Here is a 15,264-nt window from a genome sequence, read left to right as displayed (position 1 = left end):
TGAATTACCGAGCCCCCGGGCTGTGTTCAGTTGTCGCGGCGAGCCAGGCGAGTTCCTGACCCGGGTCCGGCAGGATGCGGCCGCCTTCGATGGCGAACCGCGCCGGGCTGTTGCCGATGATCACCAGCACCCGCTCGGCGGGGATTCCGGTGATCCGGGTCGCGGCGTCGGCGACCTGGGTCACCAGCGCGGTGGTCTGCTCGTCGGAGTGTCCGGTGCGTACCCATCCGTTGATGATCAACGGATGGGCGGGCTTGCCGTCGGTGTAGACGTTGGAGGGCGCCAGCTCGTTGAACAGCACGTTGATGTAGGTCGAGGGAACGTGGTTGACCGCGGAGTGGATGGTGGTGATCTCGGCGGCCAGGGCCGCTTTGGTCTCGCCGTTCAGGGTGCCGCGGGACATGGTGACGGTGTAGACGGGCATCGTTTCGTCTCCTGTTCGTGACCGGGCTCAGCCGAGCTGGGGCAGCTGGGGCAGGGTGGGCACCACCAGCACCGTGGGGCCGTCGGCCTGCAGCGCGGTCTTGAACTCGGCCTCGAGCATGTCGGTGCTCTCGACTGTGGCGGTGCGGCAACCGAATCCGGCGGCCAGCGACGAGATGTCCAGGCCGGGAAGTTGCAGCCCGGGCACGTTCGGTGTCTTCTCCAGGTTGGCGAACGACTTGAGGATCGCGTACTCGCCGTTGCGCAGCACCACGAACACGATGGGCAGTTTGTGTTGCGCGGCAGTCCAGATCGCCTGGATCGAGTACTGGAAGGAACCGTCGCCGATGGTCGCGACGACCGTGCGGTCGACGCCGCGGGCGCGGTCACCGAGGGCGATGCCCACGGCCGCGGGCACGCCCCACCCGATACCGCCGCTGCCCGTCGCGAAGAAGCTCGCGGGGTGCGTCGTCGGCAGCCACGTGAACAGGTCGAGCATGGTCGACGTCGATTCCATGACCACCGCGGCGTCGTCGGGCTTGACGTTGCTCAGCACCTCGTAGACCGCGTTGGAGGTCATGGGCGCTGTCGATGGGATGTCCGAATGACGCTGCCGCACCAGTGGTTTCGGTGGCACACGGTCGGCCGGGGTGTCGATCAGCTCGGTGAGCCGGCTCAGTGCGATGCCGACATCGCCGACCAGGCTGTCGCCCACCGGGGCCACGGCACTGCGGTGCGGGTCGGCGGTGATCTGCAGCAGATCGGTGCCCTCCGGCAGGTACTCCCCCGGCACGTACGGGTAGTACCGGAACACCTCGGCGCCGACCACCACGACCAGATCGTAGGCGCTGACGGCCTGTTCGACGCCCGCGATGGTCATGGGCAGCGGGCCTGCGTACAGCGGGTGATCCTCGGGGAAGGACATGCGATCCGGCAACGCGCTGGCATGTACTGGCGCACCGAGCTTTTCGGCAAACTCGATGCCGGCATCCCAGGCGCCGGCCCGGTCCACCTCGGGCCCGAGCACCAGCATGGGGTGCTTGGCCGCGTTGATGCGCTCGGCGAACTGTGCCAGGCGTTCGGCGTCGGGCGCGACGCGGGTGCTGACGCTGCGGACGGCGGCGGGCCCGAGTGCGGGCTTGTCCCAGTCGTCCAGCGGGATGGACAGGAACACCGGGCCCATGGGCGGCTGCATGGCGACCGCGTAGGCCTGCATGAACGCCGCCGGGACGTCCTCGGCACGGGCCGGTTCGTACGACCACTTGACCCACGGCTTGGGCATCGTGGTCGCGTCGGGATTGTTGAGATACGGGTCGACGACCGACATCTCGCGGGTCTGCTGCCCGGCGGTGATGATGAGCGGCGTGTTGGCCCGGTACGCCGCGACCAGGCTGCCCATCGCGTTACCGGTACCTGCCGCGGTGTGCAGATTCACCAGCGCGGGCTTGCCGGTCGCCTGCGCGAAACCGTCGGCCATGACCAGCGCGGAGGCCTCCTGCAGCGCGAGCACGTAGGTGAAATCCTCGGGGAAGTCCCGCAGAAACGACTCCTCGGTGGAGCCGGGGTTACCGAAAACTGTTGTCAGACCGAGCTTTCGCAGCAGATCGTAGGTGACGTCGTGAACGGTCTTCTGATCGGACATTGGATTACCGCCTGTCGGAGGGAATATTTTCGGCTGTTCAGCTGTTGCTGAGGCTGCGAAAACCTTCTCTCGAAGCGGTATCCGGCAGCATCGACGCTGCCTGGCATCTCCCTGGTGATCTGCTCCGTACCCGCTGTTTACCGCTAGCCGGTAATCAGGCGAGTTTCTTGTGGCTCGGCATACCGCCGGTCGCCTCGAACACCACGCGCTTGCCGATCTCGACGGCATGGTCGGCGAACCGCTCGTAATAGCGGCTGAGCAGCGCGACATCCACCGCACAGCTCACGCCGTCCTGCCAGTGGTGGTCCATCAGGAGCGTGAACAGATGCCGGTGTTCGGCGTCGACCGCGTCGTCCTCGGCTCGCAGCCGCGCCGCGGTGTCGGGGTCCCGCGTGATCAGCACCTCTTGCGCGATGCGGGCGAGCTTCACGGCCCCGGCGCCCATGGCGGCGATGCTGGCGCGGACATCGGCGGGCACCGCGCAGTCGGGATGGCGCAGCCGGGAGATGCGGGCCACGTGCGAGGCGAGCGCGCCCATGCGGTCGAGATCGGCGGCGATGTGCATGGACCCGACAACCATACGCAGCTCACTGGCCACGGGCTGCTGCAACGCGAGCAGTTTGAACGCCGTCTGCTCGACGTGCCGGTTGCGCAGCGCGATGAGCTCGTGGGTGTCCAGAACCTCTTCGGCCAGCGTCAGATCGGATTCCAGGAGAGCCTGCGTCGCGCGCTCCATCGCGCTCGCCGCCAGACCGCACATCTCGCCCAGCTCCGCGCTCAGCGCGGTCAGCTGCTGGTGGAACACAGCTCGCATCGCCCATGACCTCCCGGCCGGGAACCCGTCGCCCCGGATGAGGACGTAGGTACCCATCCGGTGGCCTCTTCAATCGACGTTTCTACCCCGCCGACGACACGGGTTCGATCGGCAGCCGGCGCAGCGCGCCAGGAGCGTCGGCGGGCACCACGGGATGGACGGGCGCGATCGACGCGAGCCGCCGGTACGGCTCGCCCTGGTCGGGCCGCTGATCCTGCTCGCCCTTGTTGGGCCACAGCGACGTCGCCCGCTCGGCCTGGGCCGTGATGGACAGCGACGGGTTCACCCCGAGGTTGGCCGAGATCGCAGCGCCGTCCATGACGTGCAGCGTCGGATAGTTGTAGACGCGCTGGTAGGGGTCGATGACGCCGGTTTCCGGGCTGTCGCCGATGGCAGCGCCGCCGAGGAAGTGCGCGGTCAGCGGGATGTTGAACAGCTCGCCCCACGTGCCGCCCGCGACGCCGTCGATCTTCTTGGCGATCCGCCGGGTCACCTCGTTGCCCACCGGGATCCAGGTGGGGTTGGGCGCACCGTGCCCCTGCTTGCTCAGGTAGCGCCGGATGCCCAGACGGTTGCGTTTGGTGTAGGTGGTGATCGAGTTGTCCAGATGCTGCATGACCAGCGCGATGAGCGTGCGCTCACTCCAGCGGTGCACGTTGAGCAGGCGCAGTGTGCCACGCGGGTCCTCGGCGGCGTTGCGCAGCAGCTGTTTCCATCGCGGGATTCCCGCGCCGTCGGGTCCGTCGCCGTCGGTCATCAGCGTCTGCAGCAGCCCCATCGCGTTGGAGCCCTTGCCGTAGCGCACGGGTTCGATGTGGGTGTCGGGTGTCGGGTGGATCGACGACGTGATCGCCACGCCGTGGGTGAGGTCCAGATCCGGCGTGACCTCGTAGCGCCCGGCCCCGACGATCGATTCGGAGTTGGTGCGCGTCAGCACGCCCAGCCGCGACGACAGCTTGGGCAGCTTGCCGGTGTCGCGCATCTTGAACAGCAGCCGCTGCGTACCCCAGGTGCCCGCGGCCAGCACCACGTGTGTCGCGGTGAACGAGCGCTTGTCCTTACGTGCCCACCGGCCGGTGCGTACGGTGTCGACGCGCCAGGTGCCGTCGGGCAGTTGTTCGAACCCGGCCACGGTCCGCAGCGGATGCACCTCGGCACCGCCTCGTTCTGCGAGCCCCAGGTAGTTCTTGAGCAGCGTGTTCTTTGCGCCGTAGCGGCACCCGGTCATGCACGATCCGCACTCGATGCACCCGGTGCGGTCCGGGCCCACGCCACCGAAGTACGGGTCCGGCACGGTCTTGCCGGGCGTCTTCTCCCCGTCGGGACCGAAGAACACCCCGACCGGCGTCTGCACGAACGTGTCGCCGACGCCCATCTCGTCGGCGACCTCTTTCACCACGCGGTCGGCGTCGGTGAAGGTCGGGTTGGTGACCACGCCCAGCATGCGCTGCGCCTGGTCGTAGTGCGGCGTGAGTTCGGCGCGCCAGTCGGTGATGCCGGCCCACTGGCGGTCGGCGAAGAACGGCTCCGGCGGCACGTACAGCGTGTTGGCGTAATTGAGTGATCCGCCGCCGACACCGGCGCCGGCCAGGATCATCACGTTGCGCAGCAGGTGGATGCGCTGGATGCCGTAGCAACCGAGCTTGGGCGCCCACAGAAATTTGCGGAGCTGCCACGAGGTCTTCGCGAACTCTTCGTCGGAGAAGCGACGGCCCGCTTCGAGCACACCCACCCGGTAGCCCTTTTCGGTGAGCCGCAGCGCACTCACGCTTCCGCCGAATCCGGAACCGATCACCAAGACGTCGTAGTCAGGCTTCATGGCAACCAGTATGGATTACCGGCCGGTAACTTTCTAGACAGGAGGGCCTAACTTGTAAAGCTGTCGGCTCAGCTGCCGACAGTCAGGCCCACTTTCTGGAATTCCTTGAGATCGCAATAGCCGGCCTTGGCCATCGAGCGGCGCAGACCGCCGACCAGGTTCAACGAACCGAACGGGTCGTCGGACGGACCGGTGAGCACCTGCTCCAGCGAAGGTCGCTCGCCCAAGGCGACCTGCAGCAGCGCGCCGCGCGGCAGCGACGGGTGCGCCGCGGCCGACGGCCAGAACCAGCCGTTGCCCAATGCCTCGGCCGAGGTGGCCAGCGGCGTGCCGAGCACCACGGCGTCGGCACCGCACGCGATGGCCTTCGCGAGATCGCCGGAGCTGTGGATGTCGCCGTCGGCGAGCACGTGCACGTAACGGCCGCCGGTCTCGTCGAGGTATTCGCGGCGCGCGGCGGCGGCGTCGGCGATCGCGGTGGCCATCGGCACGCTGATGCCGAGCACCTCGTCGCTGGTGGTCACACCGCTCGTGGAGCCGTAGCCGACGATGACGCCGGCCGCGCCGGTGCGCATGAGGTGCAGCGCGGTGCGGTGGTCGAGCACGCCGCCTGCCACCACGGGCACGTCGAGCTCGGAGATGAAGGTCTTGAGGTTGAGCGGCTCACCATCGGAGGCGACGCGCTCGGCGGAGATGATCGTGCCCTGGATGACCAGCAGGTCGATCCCGGCCGCCACCAGTGTCGGCGTCAGGGCCTGGGCGTTCTGCGGGCTCACGCGCACGGCGGTGGTCACACCCGCCTCGCGGATGCGCGCCACGGCCGCGCCCAGCAGGTCGGGATCCAGCGGCGCGGCGTGCAGCTGTTGCAGCAGACGGATCGCGGCCGAGGGCTCGGGCTCCTTGGCGGCCACCTCGACCACCTGGGCGATCTTCTCCTCGACGTCGGCGTGACGGCCGATCAGGCCTTCGCCGTTGAGGACGCCGAGACCGCCGAGGCGCCCCATCTCGATCGCGAACTCCGGCGACACCAGCGCGTCGGTCGGATGGGCGACCACGGGGATCTCGAACCGGTAGGCGTCGAGCTGCCACGCCGTCGACACGTCCTTGGACGACCGCGTACGGCGCGACGGGACGATCGTGACATCTTCGAGTTCGTATGTGCGGCGGGCGGTTCTGCCCATGCCGATTTCAACCATGTCACGCATGACTGAAGGGTCCCCCTGTTCAGCGGGTGTAGTAGTTGGGTGCCTCGACAGTCATGGTGATGTCGTGCGGGTGGCTTTCCTTCAGCCCGGCAGCCGTGATCTGCACGAACTGCGCCTGTTGCAGCTGCTCGATGGTCGCCGAACCGGTGTAGCCCATGGCCGCGCGCAACCCGCCGGTCAGCTGGTGGATGACCGTGCCCAGCGGGCCACGGAAGGGCACCCGCCCCTCGATGCCCTCGGGCACCAGCTTGTCCTCCGACAGCACGTCGTCCTGGAAGTAGCGGTCCTTGGAGTAGCTCTTGGCCGCACCGCGTCCCTGCATGGCCCCCAGCGAGCCCATGCCGCGGTAGCTCTTGAACTGCTTGCCGTTGACGAAGATCAACTCACCCGGGGATTCGGCGGTGCCCGCCAGCAGCGAGCCCAGCATCGCGGTGGACGCACCGGCGGCCAGCGCCTTGGCGATGTCACCCGAGTACTGCAGACCGCCGTCGGCGATGACCGGGACGCCGTACGGCTTGCACGCCGCGACGGCTTCGAGGATCGCGGTGATCTGCGGCGCACCGACACCGGCGACCACACGCGTCGTGCAGATCGAGCCGGGTCCGACACCGACCTTGACCGCGTCGGCGCCCGCCTCGACGAGCGCGGCGGCCGCGGCGCGGGTGGCGACGTTGCCGCCGACGACGTCGACGCGCTCACCGACGGCCTGCTTGAGCCGGCTCACCATGTCGAGCACGCCGCGGTTGTGCGCGTGCGCGGTGTCGACGATCAGCACGTCCACACCGGCGTCGACCAGCGTCATCGCGCGCGTCCACGCATCGTCGCCGACGCCGACGGCCGCGCCCACCAGCAGCCTGCCGTCGCTGTCCTTGGTCGACAGCGGGAACTGCTCGGTCTTGACGAAGTCCTTGACGGTGATGAGACCCGTGAGCTTGCCGTGCCCGTCCACGATCGGCAGCTTCTCGATCTTGTGCCTGCGCAGCAGCCCCAGCGCGGCCTCGGCCGACACGCCCTCCTTGGCCGTGATCAGCGGGGCCTTGGTCATCACCTCGGAGACCGGCTTGCTCTGGTCGACCTCGAAGCGCATGTCGCGGTTGGTGATGATGCCCACCAACTCGCCGGTGTCGTCGACCACCGGCAGACCCGAGATACGGAACCGCGCGCACATCGCGTCGACCTCGGCCAGCGTGTTGTCGGGCGAGCACGTGACCGGGTCGGTGACCATGCCCGCCTCGGACCGTTTGACCGTCTCGACCTGGCCGGCCTGCTCGGCGACCGGGAGATTGCGGTGCAGCACGCCCATGCCGCCCGCGCGTGCCATCGCGATGGCCATACGCGACTCGGTGACGGTGTCCATCGCCGAGCTCACCAGCGGCACCCGCAGCCTGATGCGCTTGGTCAGCTGACTGGACGTGTCGGCGGTCGCAGGCACCACGTCGGACGCCGCGGGCAACAACAGGACGTCGTCGAAGGTGAGGCCGAGCATGGCGACCTTGGTCGGATCGTCGCCGCCGGTGGGCACCGGTACGGCGATGGGAACGCTGCTTTCAGCGATCGACATGGGTGGGGCCTCCAGAGACGGGCGCAGGCGAGAAGCTTCTGACCTAATCTTATCGGCTCGCATTTCCACAGCCGAGTCGCCGCTTGGTCGTAGTCGCGGGACCGGTGGCGCTCCGCCCGGCACGCTGCGTACTCTGGAAGCGTGCGTGACCATCTGCCACCTGGTTTACCGCCTGACCCGTTCGCCGACGATCCGTACGATCCCTCGGCGGCGCTCGATGCCATCGAGCCGGGTCAGCCGCTGGATCCGCACGAGCGGACGGCGGTCGAAGCCGACCTCGCCGATCTCGCGGTCTACGAAGCGCTGTTGGCGCACAAGGGAATTCGCGGTCTCGTCGTCTGCTGCGACGAATGCCAGCAGGACCACTACCACGATTGGGACATGCTGCGGGCCAATCTGCTGCAGCTCCTCGTCGACGGCACAGTCCGGCCACACGAGCCGGCCTACGATCCCGAACCCGACGCCTATGTGACCTGGGATTACTGCCGCGGATACGCCGACGCCTCGATGTCGGAGGCCGCCAACGAGGCCAAGAACACCGACTACCGCTGACCTTCAGCGCTCACCGACGTCGCACTGACGTCAGTTCTCACCCATACCCGGCAGCAGCGGGACCTGGACCGCAGGTTCTTCGGGCGCTTTCGGCTGCGCAGGTTCTGCCGGCTTCGCACCATTGCCCGGGCCGTTACCGCGGCCGTTCGGGCCCTGCGCCGGCCCCGCCTGCGTGGGCAACGTCACGGTCGTGGTGGCCGTCACGGGAGGACGCGCCGGATCCCCGGGAGGCCCGGACGGCTCCGCGGGCTCGGCCGGGGCACTCGTCGGGGCCTGCGGCACCGACGTCGGTTCCGGCTCTTCTGCGGGCTCTTCGTCCTCGACCGGCGACGGCAGCGGCACCGCGGTGCCGGACGTGGGCGTCGAGGTCGGCGCCTGAGTGGATGGCGGGGTCTGGGAGGTGGCGGTCGGCACGCTCGACGACGGCGCAGTACTCGGCGTCGGGCTCGACGGCACGGTCGTCTCACTCGACGGCTCCGACGTGTCGCTTGTGTCGCTCGGGGTCGCCGACTCGCCCGGTGAGGTGGGCTCCGACGGGGTCGCCGACTCCGGCGTCGTCTCCACCGCCGACGTATCCGTCGGCGCGGGCGGCGTGATCGTCACTTCGGGGAACACCGGTGGCGGCGCGTCCGGCGCCACCGTGGCATTCGGATCCTGGTTCTCGACCTTGACCGACAACTGCTGCCACTGCGTGACCAGCTGTTGCTTCTGCGCCTCGTCGTTGACCGTGGCGACCGTGGTGGTCAGGGTCTGCAGCTTCTGCTGAGCCGCCTGCCAGTCGCCCTGGTCGATCAGCTGCTGGACCTGCTCCAACTCGGTCGACGCCAGCTCGACCTGCACGTCGCGGGTGGCCTGCTCGCCGAAGATCATGCCGCGCAGACCGTAGAGCGCGTCGCCGGGACTCGAGCCGTACACGGCCGCGCCGAATCCGCCCAGGCACAGCACCGCGGCCGCCGCCGAACCCACCAGCGCCAACGGCAGGCGCGGGCGGTTGCGTGCCACGGCACGATCGAGCGCCACGACCGCCTCGCGCGGGTTGATGATGCCCGTCATGGGCGCCTGACGGACGTCGTCGCGCCAGCCCGCCAACAGGAAGGCCAGTTCGGCCTCTTCCGGATCGGTCGAATAGACGGGCTGTTCCAGCGACAGGGCTTCGATGAAGCGGTCGGTGCGGTTGATCTCGTTGAGCGACGGGTCACCGCCGTTCGATGTCCAGCGTCCGAAGTCAGGCATGATCACGTCCTGTCGCCATGATCTCCGTCTTCAACCGGGCCAGCGCCCGGTGCTGGGCGACCCGGACCGCGCCGGCAGTGCTGCCGACGGCCTCTGCGGTCTCTTCGGCGCTCATGCCGACGACGACACGCAGGATCAAGATCTCGCGTTGCTTCTCGGGGAGTACCGAGAGCAGTTTCGCCATCCGGGCCGAGGATTCGGAGTCGATGGCGGATTGCTCGGGCCCGGTGTCCAGCGAGAACCGCTCCGGCACCACATCGGTCGGTTCGGCGCGGTTCCTGGCTGCCGCGCGATGCGCGTCAGCAACCTTGTGCGCAGCAATGCCGTACACAAAGGCCAGGAATGGACGTCCCTGATCCCTGTATCGCGGCAACGCCGTTATGGCGGCCAAGCACACCTCCTGCGCAACGTCATCAGCTGAAAGACCACTTCGCTCGGTTGCTCCGATCCTCGCCCGGCAATACCTGACGATGATCGGCCGAATGATCTCCAGCACTTCCCGGAGCGCATCTCGATCGCCGGCCACGGCCTCAGCAACGACAGCGTCGAGACGGTCTCCCGAACTTGTCATCGTGGGCGATCTCTCCAGCGTTACTTGGCACCGACACTCGCGGCGGTTGGCTCAGCTAAACAATAACGATCGGCTGTGTGGGGACCGGCTCAGTGACTCGACCACACGCCACCTCTGCGACGCACTGTATCGGCGGTGCCGTCGCGGATTTCGCGGACCTCTTCGAGAGTGTGAGCCGTACTTCCTATGTCGGCGAGCAGACACGCCAGCGCCCAACGCAGCGGGATCAACCCGTTATCAGCGGTTGCCTGCAGCGCCCTGTCGGCAACCACCCGCGCGTCGTCGAGCCGCCCGGCACTGCACAGCGCGGCCGCCATAACCACGTCGGACTTGATGGTGTGCCGCATGGAGGTGTATTCGGCCGCGGCCGCGACCCCGCGTTCGGCGTGGACCACCGCGGTGGGGCCGTCGCCCGTCACCATCGCCAGTTCGGCGCTCACCCACGCGGTGCGCACCGCGACGCGCGCACTCACGTCGCCGAGTTCGGTGCGCGCACGCTCCAGCAACCGCGCCGACGCCGCGAACCGTCCCACCCCGAGGGCGTCGGCGGCGAGTCCCACGAGCGCGTCGGCGGCGGCCTCGGGATCCGTGCCCCGGTGCGCCCACGCCAGCCCGTCGGCTCCGCGCGCGCGGGTGTGCCAGCCGAGTTGACGCAGAAACGATGCGCGGGTGCTGTGGGCCAGCGAGACGAGCGGAGTACCCAGCGAACCCCGCTCGGCCCGGATAAGCTCGGCGAGTTCGGTCAAGGCGCAGTTGTACCGCCCCTGTCCGCCTGCAGCCACGGCGCGTAGCCAGCGCTCGTGCGGTGTGGACGCGCTCGGTAGGGGCCACCGGCCGGGATCGTCACCGAACGCCGCCTCGGCCAGCGTTGCGGTCACGTCGTCAATAGCGGACATCGGTTCGGGACGCTATCAACACCTGCTCCGGCGGGGGTCCACCGGAACCGGCACCGCGGGATACGCACATGAATGTTGTGCAAACAACAATAGTTAACAGTTCATGCCGCGAATGTTACTGCCGTGTCAACTAACTGCCAGACGCTAGGAAATGCCGCGTATTACTCGCGCTGCACGATCAGCGGAAACGGGTTAGCCTGCCCTTGCCCCCTAACACGGTTGTCTCGGGCAGCGCTTCAGAACGATGAACGTGATGTAAATTCTGGACCTGCCGTTATGCGGTTGAGCACACGCTCAGGGTATTGACGGTTTTTATTGAGCGCCCCTAGTTTGTGTGCACGGCAGGTCACCGGCGACACATGCTCAGTCTGATTCCACCGACTCACGCACGCGTTCAGTTTCGAAATGAGCGCGCAGGGAGGGGTTTTCCATAATGCCGCAGCCGCAGCAACTACCCGGTCCGAATGCGGACATCTGGGATTGGCAGATGCGAGGACTTTGCCGTGGCGTCGACTCGTCGATGTTCTTCCACCCGGACGGCGAGCGTGGACGTGCACGGGCCCAGCGTGAGATGCGTGCGAAGGAAATGTGTCGCAGTTGCCCGGTGATCGCGCAGTGCCGCTCGCACGCGCTGGCGGTGGGCGAGCCGTACGGCATTTGGGGCGGTCTCAGCGAATCCGAGCGTGAGCTTCTGCTCAAGCGCGGAATTCGCCGCAGCGCCTAGCCCACAGCAAACGCACAGAGACCCCTATCAAATAGGGGTCTTTGTCACTTCTTCTTCCGGCCACCGTGGGTCCTGTGCACACGAATGCGCTGAAAAGCGTGCACAGCGCCCACGGTCGGCGTTTCAAGAATCGAAAAGGCCGGCAGTCGCGAACTCCAGCCTTCTACGGGCGCGGTCCTGATCGTCACCGAACCGGTCGACGGCCCAGGACACCGCCGTCACGAGTTGGAACAATTCCTCGGCCGTGACCGGTGAGGGGCCCTTGCCGGCGCGGTAGTTGTCGAGAAGCTGGGCCGTGCGGTCGGCCAACCGGTCGGTGACCGGGCGCACCGGCGACCCGGCGTCGTCGTGCGCGGTGGCGATGCAGTTCGGCAGGTCGTGCCAGATGCGCAGCGCCCACGTGACCCGAAACAGCCAGTCGCGCAACGCTTCTTCGGCGTCAGAGTGCCGCTCATAGGCCTCCGATTCGGCGACCATTTCCGCGACCCCGTCCTCCAGGACCGCCCTGAGCAGGTCGTCGCGGGTCGGGAAATTCCGGTACAGCGTCGCGTTACCCACCCCCGCCGCGGTCGCGATGCTGTCCAGCGGCGCGAAGATCCCGTCGGTCTCGAAGGCCTCCCTCGCCGCGCGCAGTATCGCGTCGCGATTGCGCTGCGCGTCGGCGCGACGTCGACGGACGGGCGTCTCGGTCACCAGTTTCGTCTCCTCAGGAATAAATGGGGAGTCTCCCCACATAACTACTTACGTGGGGATCGTCCCCACTTACTCTAATCCGGGACGGAACACGCCATGACTCAACGGCTCGACGGCAGAAAAGTACTCATCACCGGCGCGAACGGCGGTCTCGGCGAGGAATTCGTCCGACAGGCGCTCGCGCGCGGTGCGGCGCGGGTCTACGCGACCGCCCGGCGGCCCCACCCGTGGGAAGACGCGCGCGTGGCGCCGCTCACGCTCGACCTCACCGATCCGCAGTCGATCACCGCGGCCGCGGCCGCCGCGCGGGATGTCGACCTGGTGATCAACAACGCCGCCATCGCACCGGAAGACGACAGGTCGGTGCTCACCCAGGACGACGAGATCACCCGCCGCGTCTTCGAGACCAACTTCTTCGGCACGCTCCGTGTCGCGCGCGCGTTCGCGCCCCTCCTCGCCGGCAACGGCGGCGGCGCCTTCCTCAACGTCCTGTCCGCCGCGATCTGGATCCCGGTGCCGACGGCATATGCGGCGTCGAAAGCCGCCGCATGGTCGGCCACCAACGCCATGCGCGCCGAGCTCACGGCGCAAGGCACCACGGTGACGGCTGTGGTGGTCGGCATGGTCGACACAGCCATGTCAGCCCGGTGGGACATGCCCAAGGTCTCTGCCGAAAGCGTTGTCGAACAGTCCCTCGACGGCGTGCTCTCCGGCGCGTTCGAGGTGCTCGCCGACGACGACTCGCGCCTGGCCAAGTCCCTGCTGTCCGAACCGTACGAGGAACTCCACGCCGTCGCGGTCCAAGCGCTGAGCGACTTCAAGCCGTGAGCGTCCGGATGTTCGCCGCCGTCGCGTAGCGACTCGGCGGTCTGGTGCTGTGCGCGACGTGGGCCGGCCGGATGCACGAGGGCGCACCGATGAACCGGCTACCGGTTCCACTGTTGCAAAGTGGTGTGCTGCAACGGCTCTCGTGCACCAGCACGGTGGGCACGCTGTTCTGCGCACGCGGCGCGTTGAGTCCGCGCCTACGCCGTTGAGGGCTGCGGGGTGTGCCATTCGGGGCGGCGCTTCTCGAGGAAGGCCGAAACGCCTTCCAGCGCACTGGGGTCCATCATGTTGCACGCCATCGTGGTGCCCGCATCGGCGTAGGCCGACTCGATGTCGGTCTCGATCTGGCGGTAGAACAGCGCCTTGCCCATCGCGACGGCGGCGCGGGGCTTGGCCACGATCTTGCTGACCATCGCCTCGATCTCGTCGTCGAGCGCCTTCGGCGCGACGACGCGGTTGACCAGGCCGAGACCCTTCGCGTCGTCCGCCGAGACGAATTCGCCGGTCACCAGCATCTCGAACGCGGCTTTGCGGCCGACGTTGCGCGACAGCGCCACTCCCGGGGTCGAGCAGAAGAGCCCGACGTTGATCCCGCTGACGGCGAATCGCGCGTCGCGGGTGGCCACCGCGAGATCACACATCGCGACGAGCTGGCAGCCGGCAGCGGTCGCGATGCCGTGCACACGTGCGATCACCGGCGCCGGAAGGCGCTGGATCGCGAGCATGACGTCGGTGCACCGTGCGAACAGCTTCTCGTAGTACTCACGCGAGGGCTCGGCGCGCATCTCTTTCAGATCGTGCCCGGCGCAGAACGCCTTTCCGGACGCCGCAAGCACCACGGCGCGCACCGACTCATCCTCGGCGAGCGTGCCGAACGCCTCACCCAGCGCCGCGAGCATCGCCTCGGAAAGCGCGTTGAACGCCTGCGGCCGGTTCAAGGTCAGCGTGACCACGCCGCGTTCGTCGCGGTCCTGCAGCAACAGCGGTTCGCTCATCGTCCACCTCGCCTGTTCGAACTCATGCGTGCCTGGCGCTGTTCAGAAATGAGGCATGCGGTCACCGATCTCATCATGCCGTGGCTCGTCGAGATACAGGCGCCCCTGCCGTCCGCGGACGACGAGGATCTCGTCGAACAGGTACTCACGCACCCCGTTCGGCCGATCGATCAGCAGTCGCCACGGCGTGTCGTCCTCCTCTTGATCCCTGATCAGCCACGCGCCTGTCGCCTCGGGTCCGAAGATCTCGGATACGGGTACGACGAAGCGGTTTTCGTAAGCGTCGGCGGCTTGCGACTTCATGTGGGGATCGGCGAGCACGCGTGCCAGCCAGATCCGCACCGCGTGCTGCAACTGCGCGGCCGCGTCGTCGGGCAAGCGCTCGTCGATCAGCAGGGACGTGGTCGTCTCGGTGCTCGAATTCTCGCCCCAGATGTATGCGAACGAGGTTCGGTACGCGTGTCCGCCGACACCGTGTGCGAGGCAGCGGCCGTAGACGCGGCATACGCGCCGCTGCTGCTGACGGGGACGCTCGTACCACAGGAAGCAGAGCCCAGCGATCACCAGCAGCGCAGCAAGCACCGCGAAGCCGATCCCGAAGAAGCCGCGGAAGTCCTTCAGCCAGGCGCAGAGGACGAAGAACAGCCCGACGCCGACCGTGCCGAGCGGCGACGGTGTCGTGGGTGGCACCGAGACCTGGCGCGTGAAGACGTCGAAATCCCGCCAATCCGGCAGCGCCGGACGTGGCAGCGAATGGGTTCGGCAGGTCATGGTGGCGTTCGCGGCCTCGCGCCACGCCGCATGCGGATCTCCGGGCCAGTCCCGTTCGAACTGCTTACGCACCATGGCAGCATCCTGCCCGACTCACCCCACGCGGTCGAGACCGAAGACCAGCACGGGTACGAGCGCGAACGCCGGCGCCGGCATGCCCACGAATATCCGGCCCCGTATCGGTCCCACGCCCCCTGCCAGACTCGATCCATTCAACAAACGAAACACCTCGGCAGGGTGCGTCGGAGCCGTTTTTTAATACGCGATAGCGTGATCTCATGTAGCCGTTTTCAGCCTTTTCCCGGCGGCCCGCTCGGCGCCAGGAGTTCGTTGTGCAGCGTGTTCGAAAGATCAACTCCCATACGGGCAACCGCAATATTCGCGCCCGCAAGAACGACCCCTTTGCCGGATTGACATAAACCCCACCCACCTGCACAATTTAGCCCTGCTGTTAGCTACATCACATTGATCTTCGCTGTCAGCGGCTAAGCCTCGATCCACCGATGAATTGGCTGGTCGCAGGGTGTCGTGACGAGG

15 protein-coding genes are annotated in these 15,264 nt (G+C 67.6%); 3 read left to right on the top strand and 12 right to left on the bottom strand.

The window, feature by feature from the left end; all coding sequences use genetic code 11:
• Nucleotides 1–4: 4 nt before the first annotated feature.
• From cch2 to guaB, 6 genes are all read right to left on the bottom strand, one after another.
• Nucleotides 5–424, bottom strand: a complete 420-nt coding sequence (gene cch2 / locus AT701_RS08285; protein WP_058125638.1) for a tautomerase CCH2 — start codon at nt 422–424, stop codon at nt 5–7.
• A 27-nt stretch (nt 425–451) separates the two neighbouring features.
• Nucleotides 452–2,065 (bottom strand): benzoylformate decarboxylase, encoded by a 1,614-nt coding sequence (gene mdlC, locus AT701_RS08280; RefSeq protein ID WP_058125637.1) that lies wholly within the window; start codon nt 2,063–2,065, stop codon nt 452–454.
• A gap of 154 nt (nt 2,066–2,219) precedes the next feature.
• Nucleotides 2,220–2,879 (bottom strand): phosphate signaling complex protein PhoU, encoded by a 660-nt coding sequence (gene phoU, locus AT701_RS08275; RefSeq protein ID WP_011727768.1) that lies wholly within the window; start codon nt 2,877–2,879, stop codon nt 2,220–2,222.
• Between the two features lie 82 nt (nt 2,880–2,961).
• Nucleotides 2,962–4,698 carry a GMC family oxidoreductase gene (locus AT701_RS08270; protein WP_058125636.1) on the bottom strand — a complete coding sequence of 579 codons (1,737 nt, stop codon included), beginning with the start codon at nt 4,696–4,698 and terminating at the stop codon, nt 2,962–2,964.
• A gap of 68 nt (nt 4,699–4,766) precedes the next feature.
• Nucleotides 4,767–5,894 (bottom strand): GuaB3 family IMP dehydrogenase-related protein, encoded by a 1,128-nt coding sequence (locus AT701_RS08265; protein ID WP_174519649.1) that lies wholly within the window; start codon nt 5,892–5,894, stop codon nt 4,767–4,769.
• 28 nt (nt 5,895–5,922) lie between these two features.
• A complete protein-coding gene (gene guaB, locus AT701_RS08260; protein ID WP_011727766.1) occupies nt 5,923–7,464 on the bottom strand; it encodes an IMP dehydrogenase in 1,542 nt (513 codons plus the stop codon).
• A 141-nt stretch (nt 7,465–7,605) separates the two neighbouring features.
• Here guaB and AT701_RS08255 point away from each other — a divergent pair, with 141 nt between their 5' ends.
• Nucleotides 7,606–8,016, top strand: coding sequence for a DUF5319 domain-containing protein (locus tag AT701_RS08255; protein ID WP_058125634.1), 411 nt, complete (start codon nt 7,606–7,608; stop codon nt 8,014–8,016).
• Nucleotides 8,017–8,046: 30 nt separating this feature from the next.
• Here AT701_RS08255 and AT701_RS08250 read toward each other — a convergent pair whose 3' ends face one another.
• The 3 genes from AT701_RS08250 to AT701_RS08240 all read right to left on the bottom strand — a co-directional run bounded on the left by AT701_RS08250 (nt 8,047) and on the right by AT701_RS08240 (nt 10,716).
• Nucleotides 8,047–9,249 (bottom strand): anti-sigma-D factor RsdA, encoded by a 1,203-nt coding sequence (locus tag AT701_RS08250; protein WP_058127574.1) that lies wholly within the window; start codon nt 9,247–9,249, stop codon nt 8,047–8,049.
• Complete coding sequence (locus AT701_RS08245; RefSeq protein WP_058125633.1) at nt 9,242–9,820, bottom strand: sigma-70 family RNA polymerase sigma factor; 579 nt, start codon at nt 9,818–9,820, stop codon at nt 9,242–9,244. The genes AT701_RS08250 and AT701_RS08245 overlap by 8 nt, the downstream gene beginning before the upstream one ends.
• 89 nt (nt 9,821–9,909) lie before the next feature.
• Entirely contained in the window at nt 9,910–10,716 is an 807-nt protein-coding gene (locus AT701_RS08240) for a tetratricopeptide repeat protein (protein ID WP_036452844.1), read from the bottom strand.
• 433 nt (nt 10,717–11,149) lie between these two features.
• On the opposite strand from AT701_RS08240, the gene AT701_RS08235 reads away from it, so the two are divergent.
• Nucleotides 11,150–11,440 (top strand): WhiB family transcriptional regulator, encoded by a 291-nt coding sequence (locus AT701_RS08235; RefSeq protein WP_003893002.1) that lies wholly within the window; start codon nt 11,150–11,152, stop codon nt 11,438–11,440.
• A gap of 123 nt (nt 11,441–11,563) precedes the next feature.
• Here AT701_RS08235 and AT701_RS08230 read toward each other — a convergent pair whose 3' ends face one another.
• Nucleotides 11,564–12,133: a TetR/AcrR family transcriptional regulator gene (locus AT701_RS08230; RefSeq protein WP_058125632.1), complete on the bottom strand. Its 570-nt coding sequence runs from the start codon at nt 12,131–12,133 to the stop codon at nt 11,564–11,566.
• Between the two features lie 96 nt (nt 12,134–12,229).
• Between AT701_RS08230 and AT701_RS08225 the strand changes: the two genes are divergently transcribed.
• On the top strand, nt 12,230–12,961 hold the full coding sequence (locus tag AT701_RS08225) for an SDR family oxidoreductase (protein ID WP_058125631.1): 732 nt from the start codon (nt 12,230–12,232) through the stop codon (nt 12,959–12,961).
• Nucleotides 12,962–13,158: 197 nt separating this feature from the next.
• On the opposite strand, the gene AT701_RS08215 is transcribed toward AT701_RS08225, so the two are convergent.
• Together AT701_RS08215 and AT701_RS08210 are read right to left on the bottom strand one after the other, a co-directional pair.
• Nucleotides 13,159–13,956, bottom strand: coding sequence for an enoyl-CoA hydratase (locus AT701_RS08215; protein WP_011727762.1), 798 nt, complete (start codon nt 13,954–13,956; stop codon nt 13,159–13,161).
• Between the two features lie 42 nt (nt 13,957–13,998).
• The gene (locus AT701_RS08210; RefSeq protein ID WP_011727761.1) at nt 13,999–14,802 is read right to left on the bottom strand and encodes a hypothetical protein; all 804 of its coding nucleotides are present in this window, start codon (nt 14,800–14,802) and stop codon (nt 13,999–14,001) included.
• Between the last annotated feature and the right edge of the window lie 462 nt (nt 14,803–15,264).

Source organism: Mycolicibacterium smegmatis (assembly GCF_001457595.1).
Lineage (GTDB): Bacteria > Actinomycetota > Actinomycetes > Mycobacteriales > Mycobacteriaceae > Mycobacterium > Mycobacterium smegmatis.
The sequence above is the reverse complement of the archived record's forward strand: the minus strand, read 5'-3'. Positions and strand labels throughout refer to the sequence as shown.

Bases quoted from the DNA above. Each gene is read 5' to 3' on its own strand.
- AT701_RS08225 (WP_058125631.1), top strand. From the start codon at position 12,230: ATGACTCAACGGCTCGACGGCAGAAAAGTACTCATCACCGGCGCGAAC.
- mdlC (WP_058125637.1), bottom strand. From the start codon at position 2,065: ATGTCCGATCAGAAGACCGTTCACGACGTCACCTACGATCTGCTGCGA.
- AT701_RS08270 (WP_058125636.1), bottom strand. From the start codon at position 4,698: ATGAAGCCTGACTACGACGTCTTGGTGATCGGTTCCGGATTCGGCGGA.
- AT701_RS08215 (WP_011727762.1), bottom strand. From the start codon at position 13,956: ATGAGCGAACCGCTGTTGCTGCAGGACCGCGACGAACGCGGCGTGGTC.
- AT701_RS08250 (WP_058127574.1), bottom strand. From the start codon at position 9,249: ATGCCTGACTTCGGACGCTGGACATCGAACGGCGGTGACCCGTCGCTC.
- AT701_RS08245 (WP_058125633.1), bottom strand. From the start codon at position 9,820: ATGACAAGTTCGGGAGACCGTCTCGACGCTGTCGTTGCTGAGGCCGTG.
- AT701_RS08265 (WP_174519649.1), bottom strand. From the start codon at position 5,894: ATGGTTGAAATCGGCATGGGCAGAACCGCCCGCCGCACATACGAACTC.
- AT701_RS08210 (WP_011727761.1), bottom strand. From the start codon at position 14,802: ATGGTGCGTAAGCAGTTCGAACGGGACTGGCCCGGAGATCCGCATGCG.
- AT701_RS08240 (WP_036452844.1), bottom strand. From the start codon at position 10,716: ATGTCCGCTATTGACGACGTGACCGCAACGCTGGCCGAGGCGGCGTTC.
- cch2 (WP_058125638.1), bottom strand. From the start codon at position 424: ATGCCCGTCTACACCGTCACCATGTCCCGCGGCACCCTGAACGGCGAG.
- AT701_RS08235 (WP_003893002.1), top strand. From the start codon at position 11,150: ATGCCGCAGCCGCAGCAACTACCCGGTCCGAATGCGGACATCTGGGAT.
- guaB (WP_011727766.1), bottom strand. From the start codon at position 7,464: ATGTCGATCGCTGAAAGCAGCGTTCCCATCGCCGTACCGGTGCCCACC.
- phoU (WP_011727768.1), bottom strand. From the start codon at position 2,879: ATGCGAGCTGTGTTCCACCAGCAGCTGACCGCGCTGAGCGCGGAGCTG.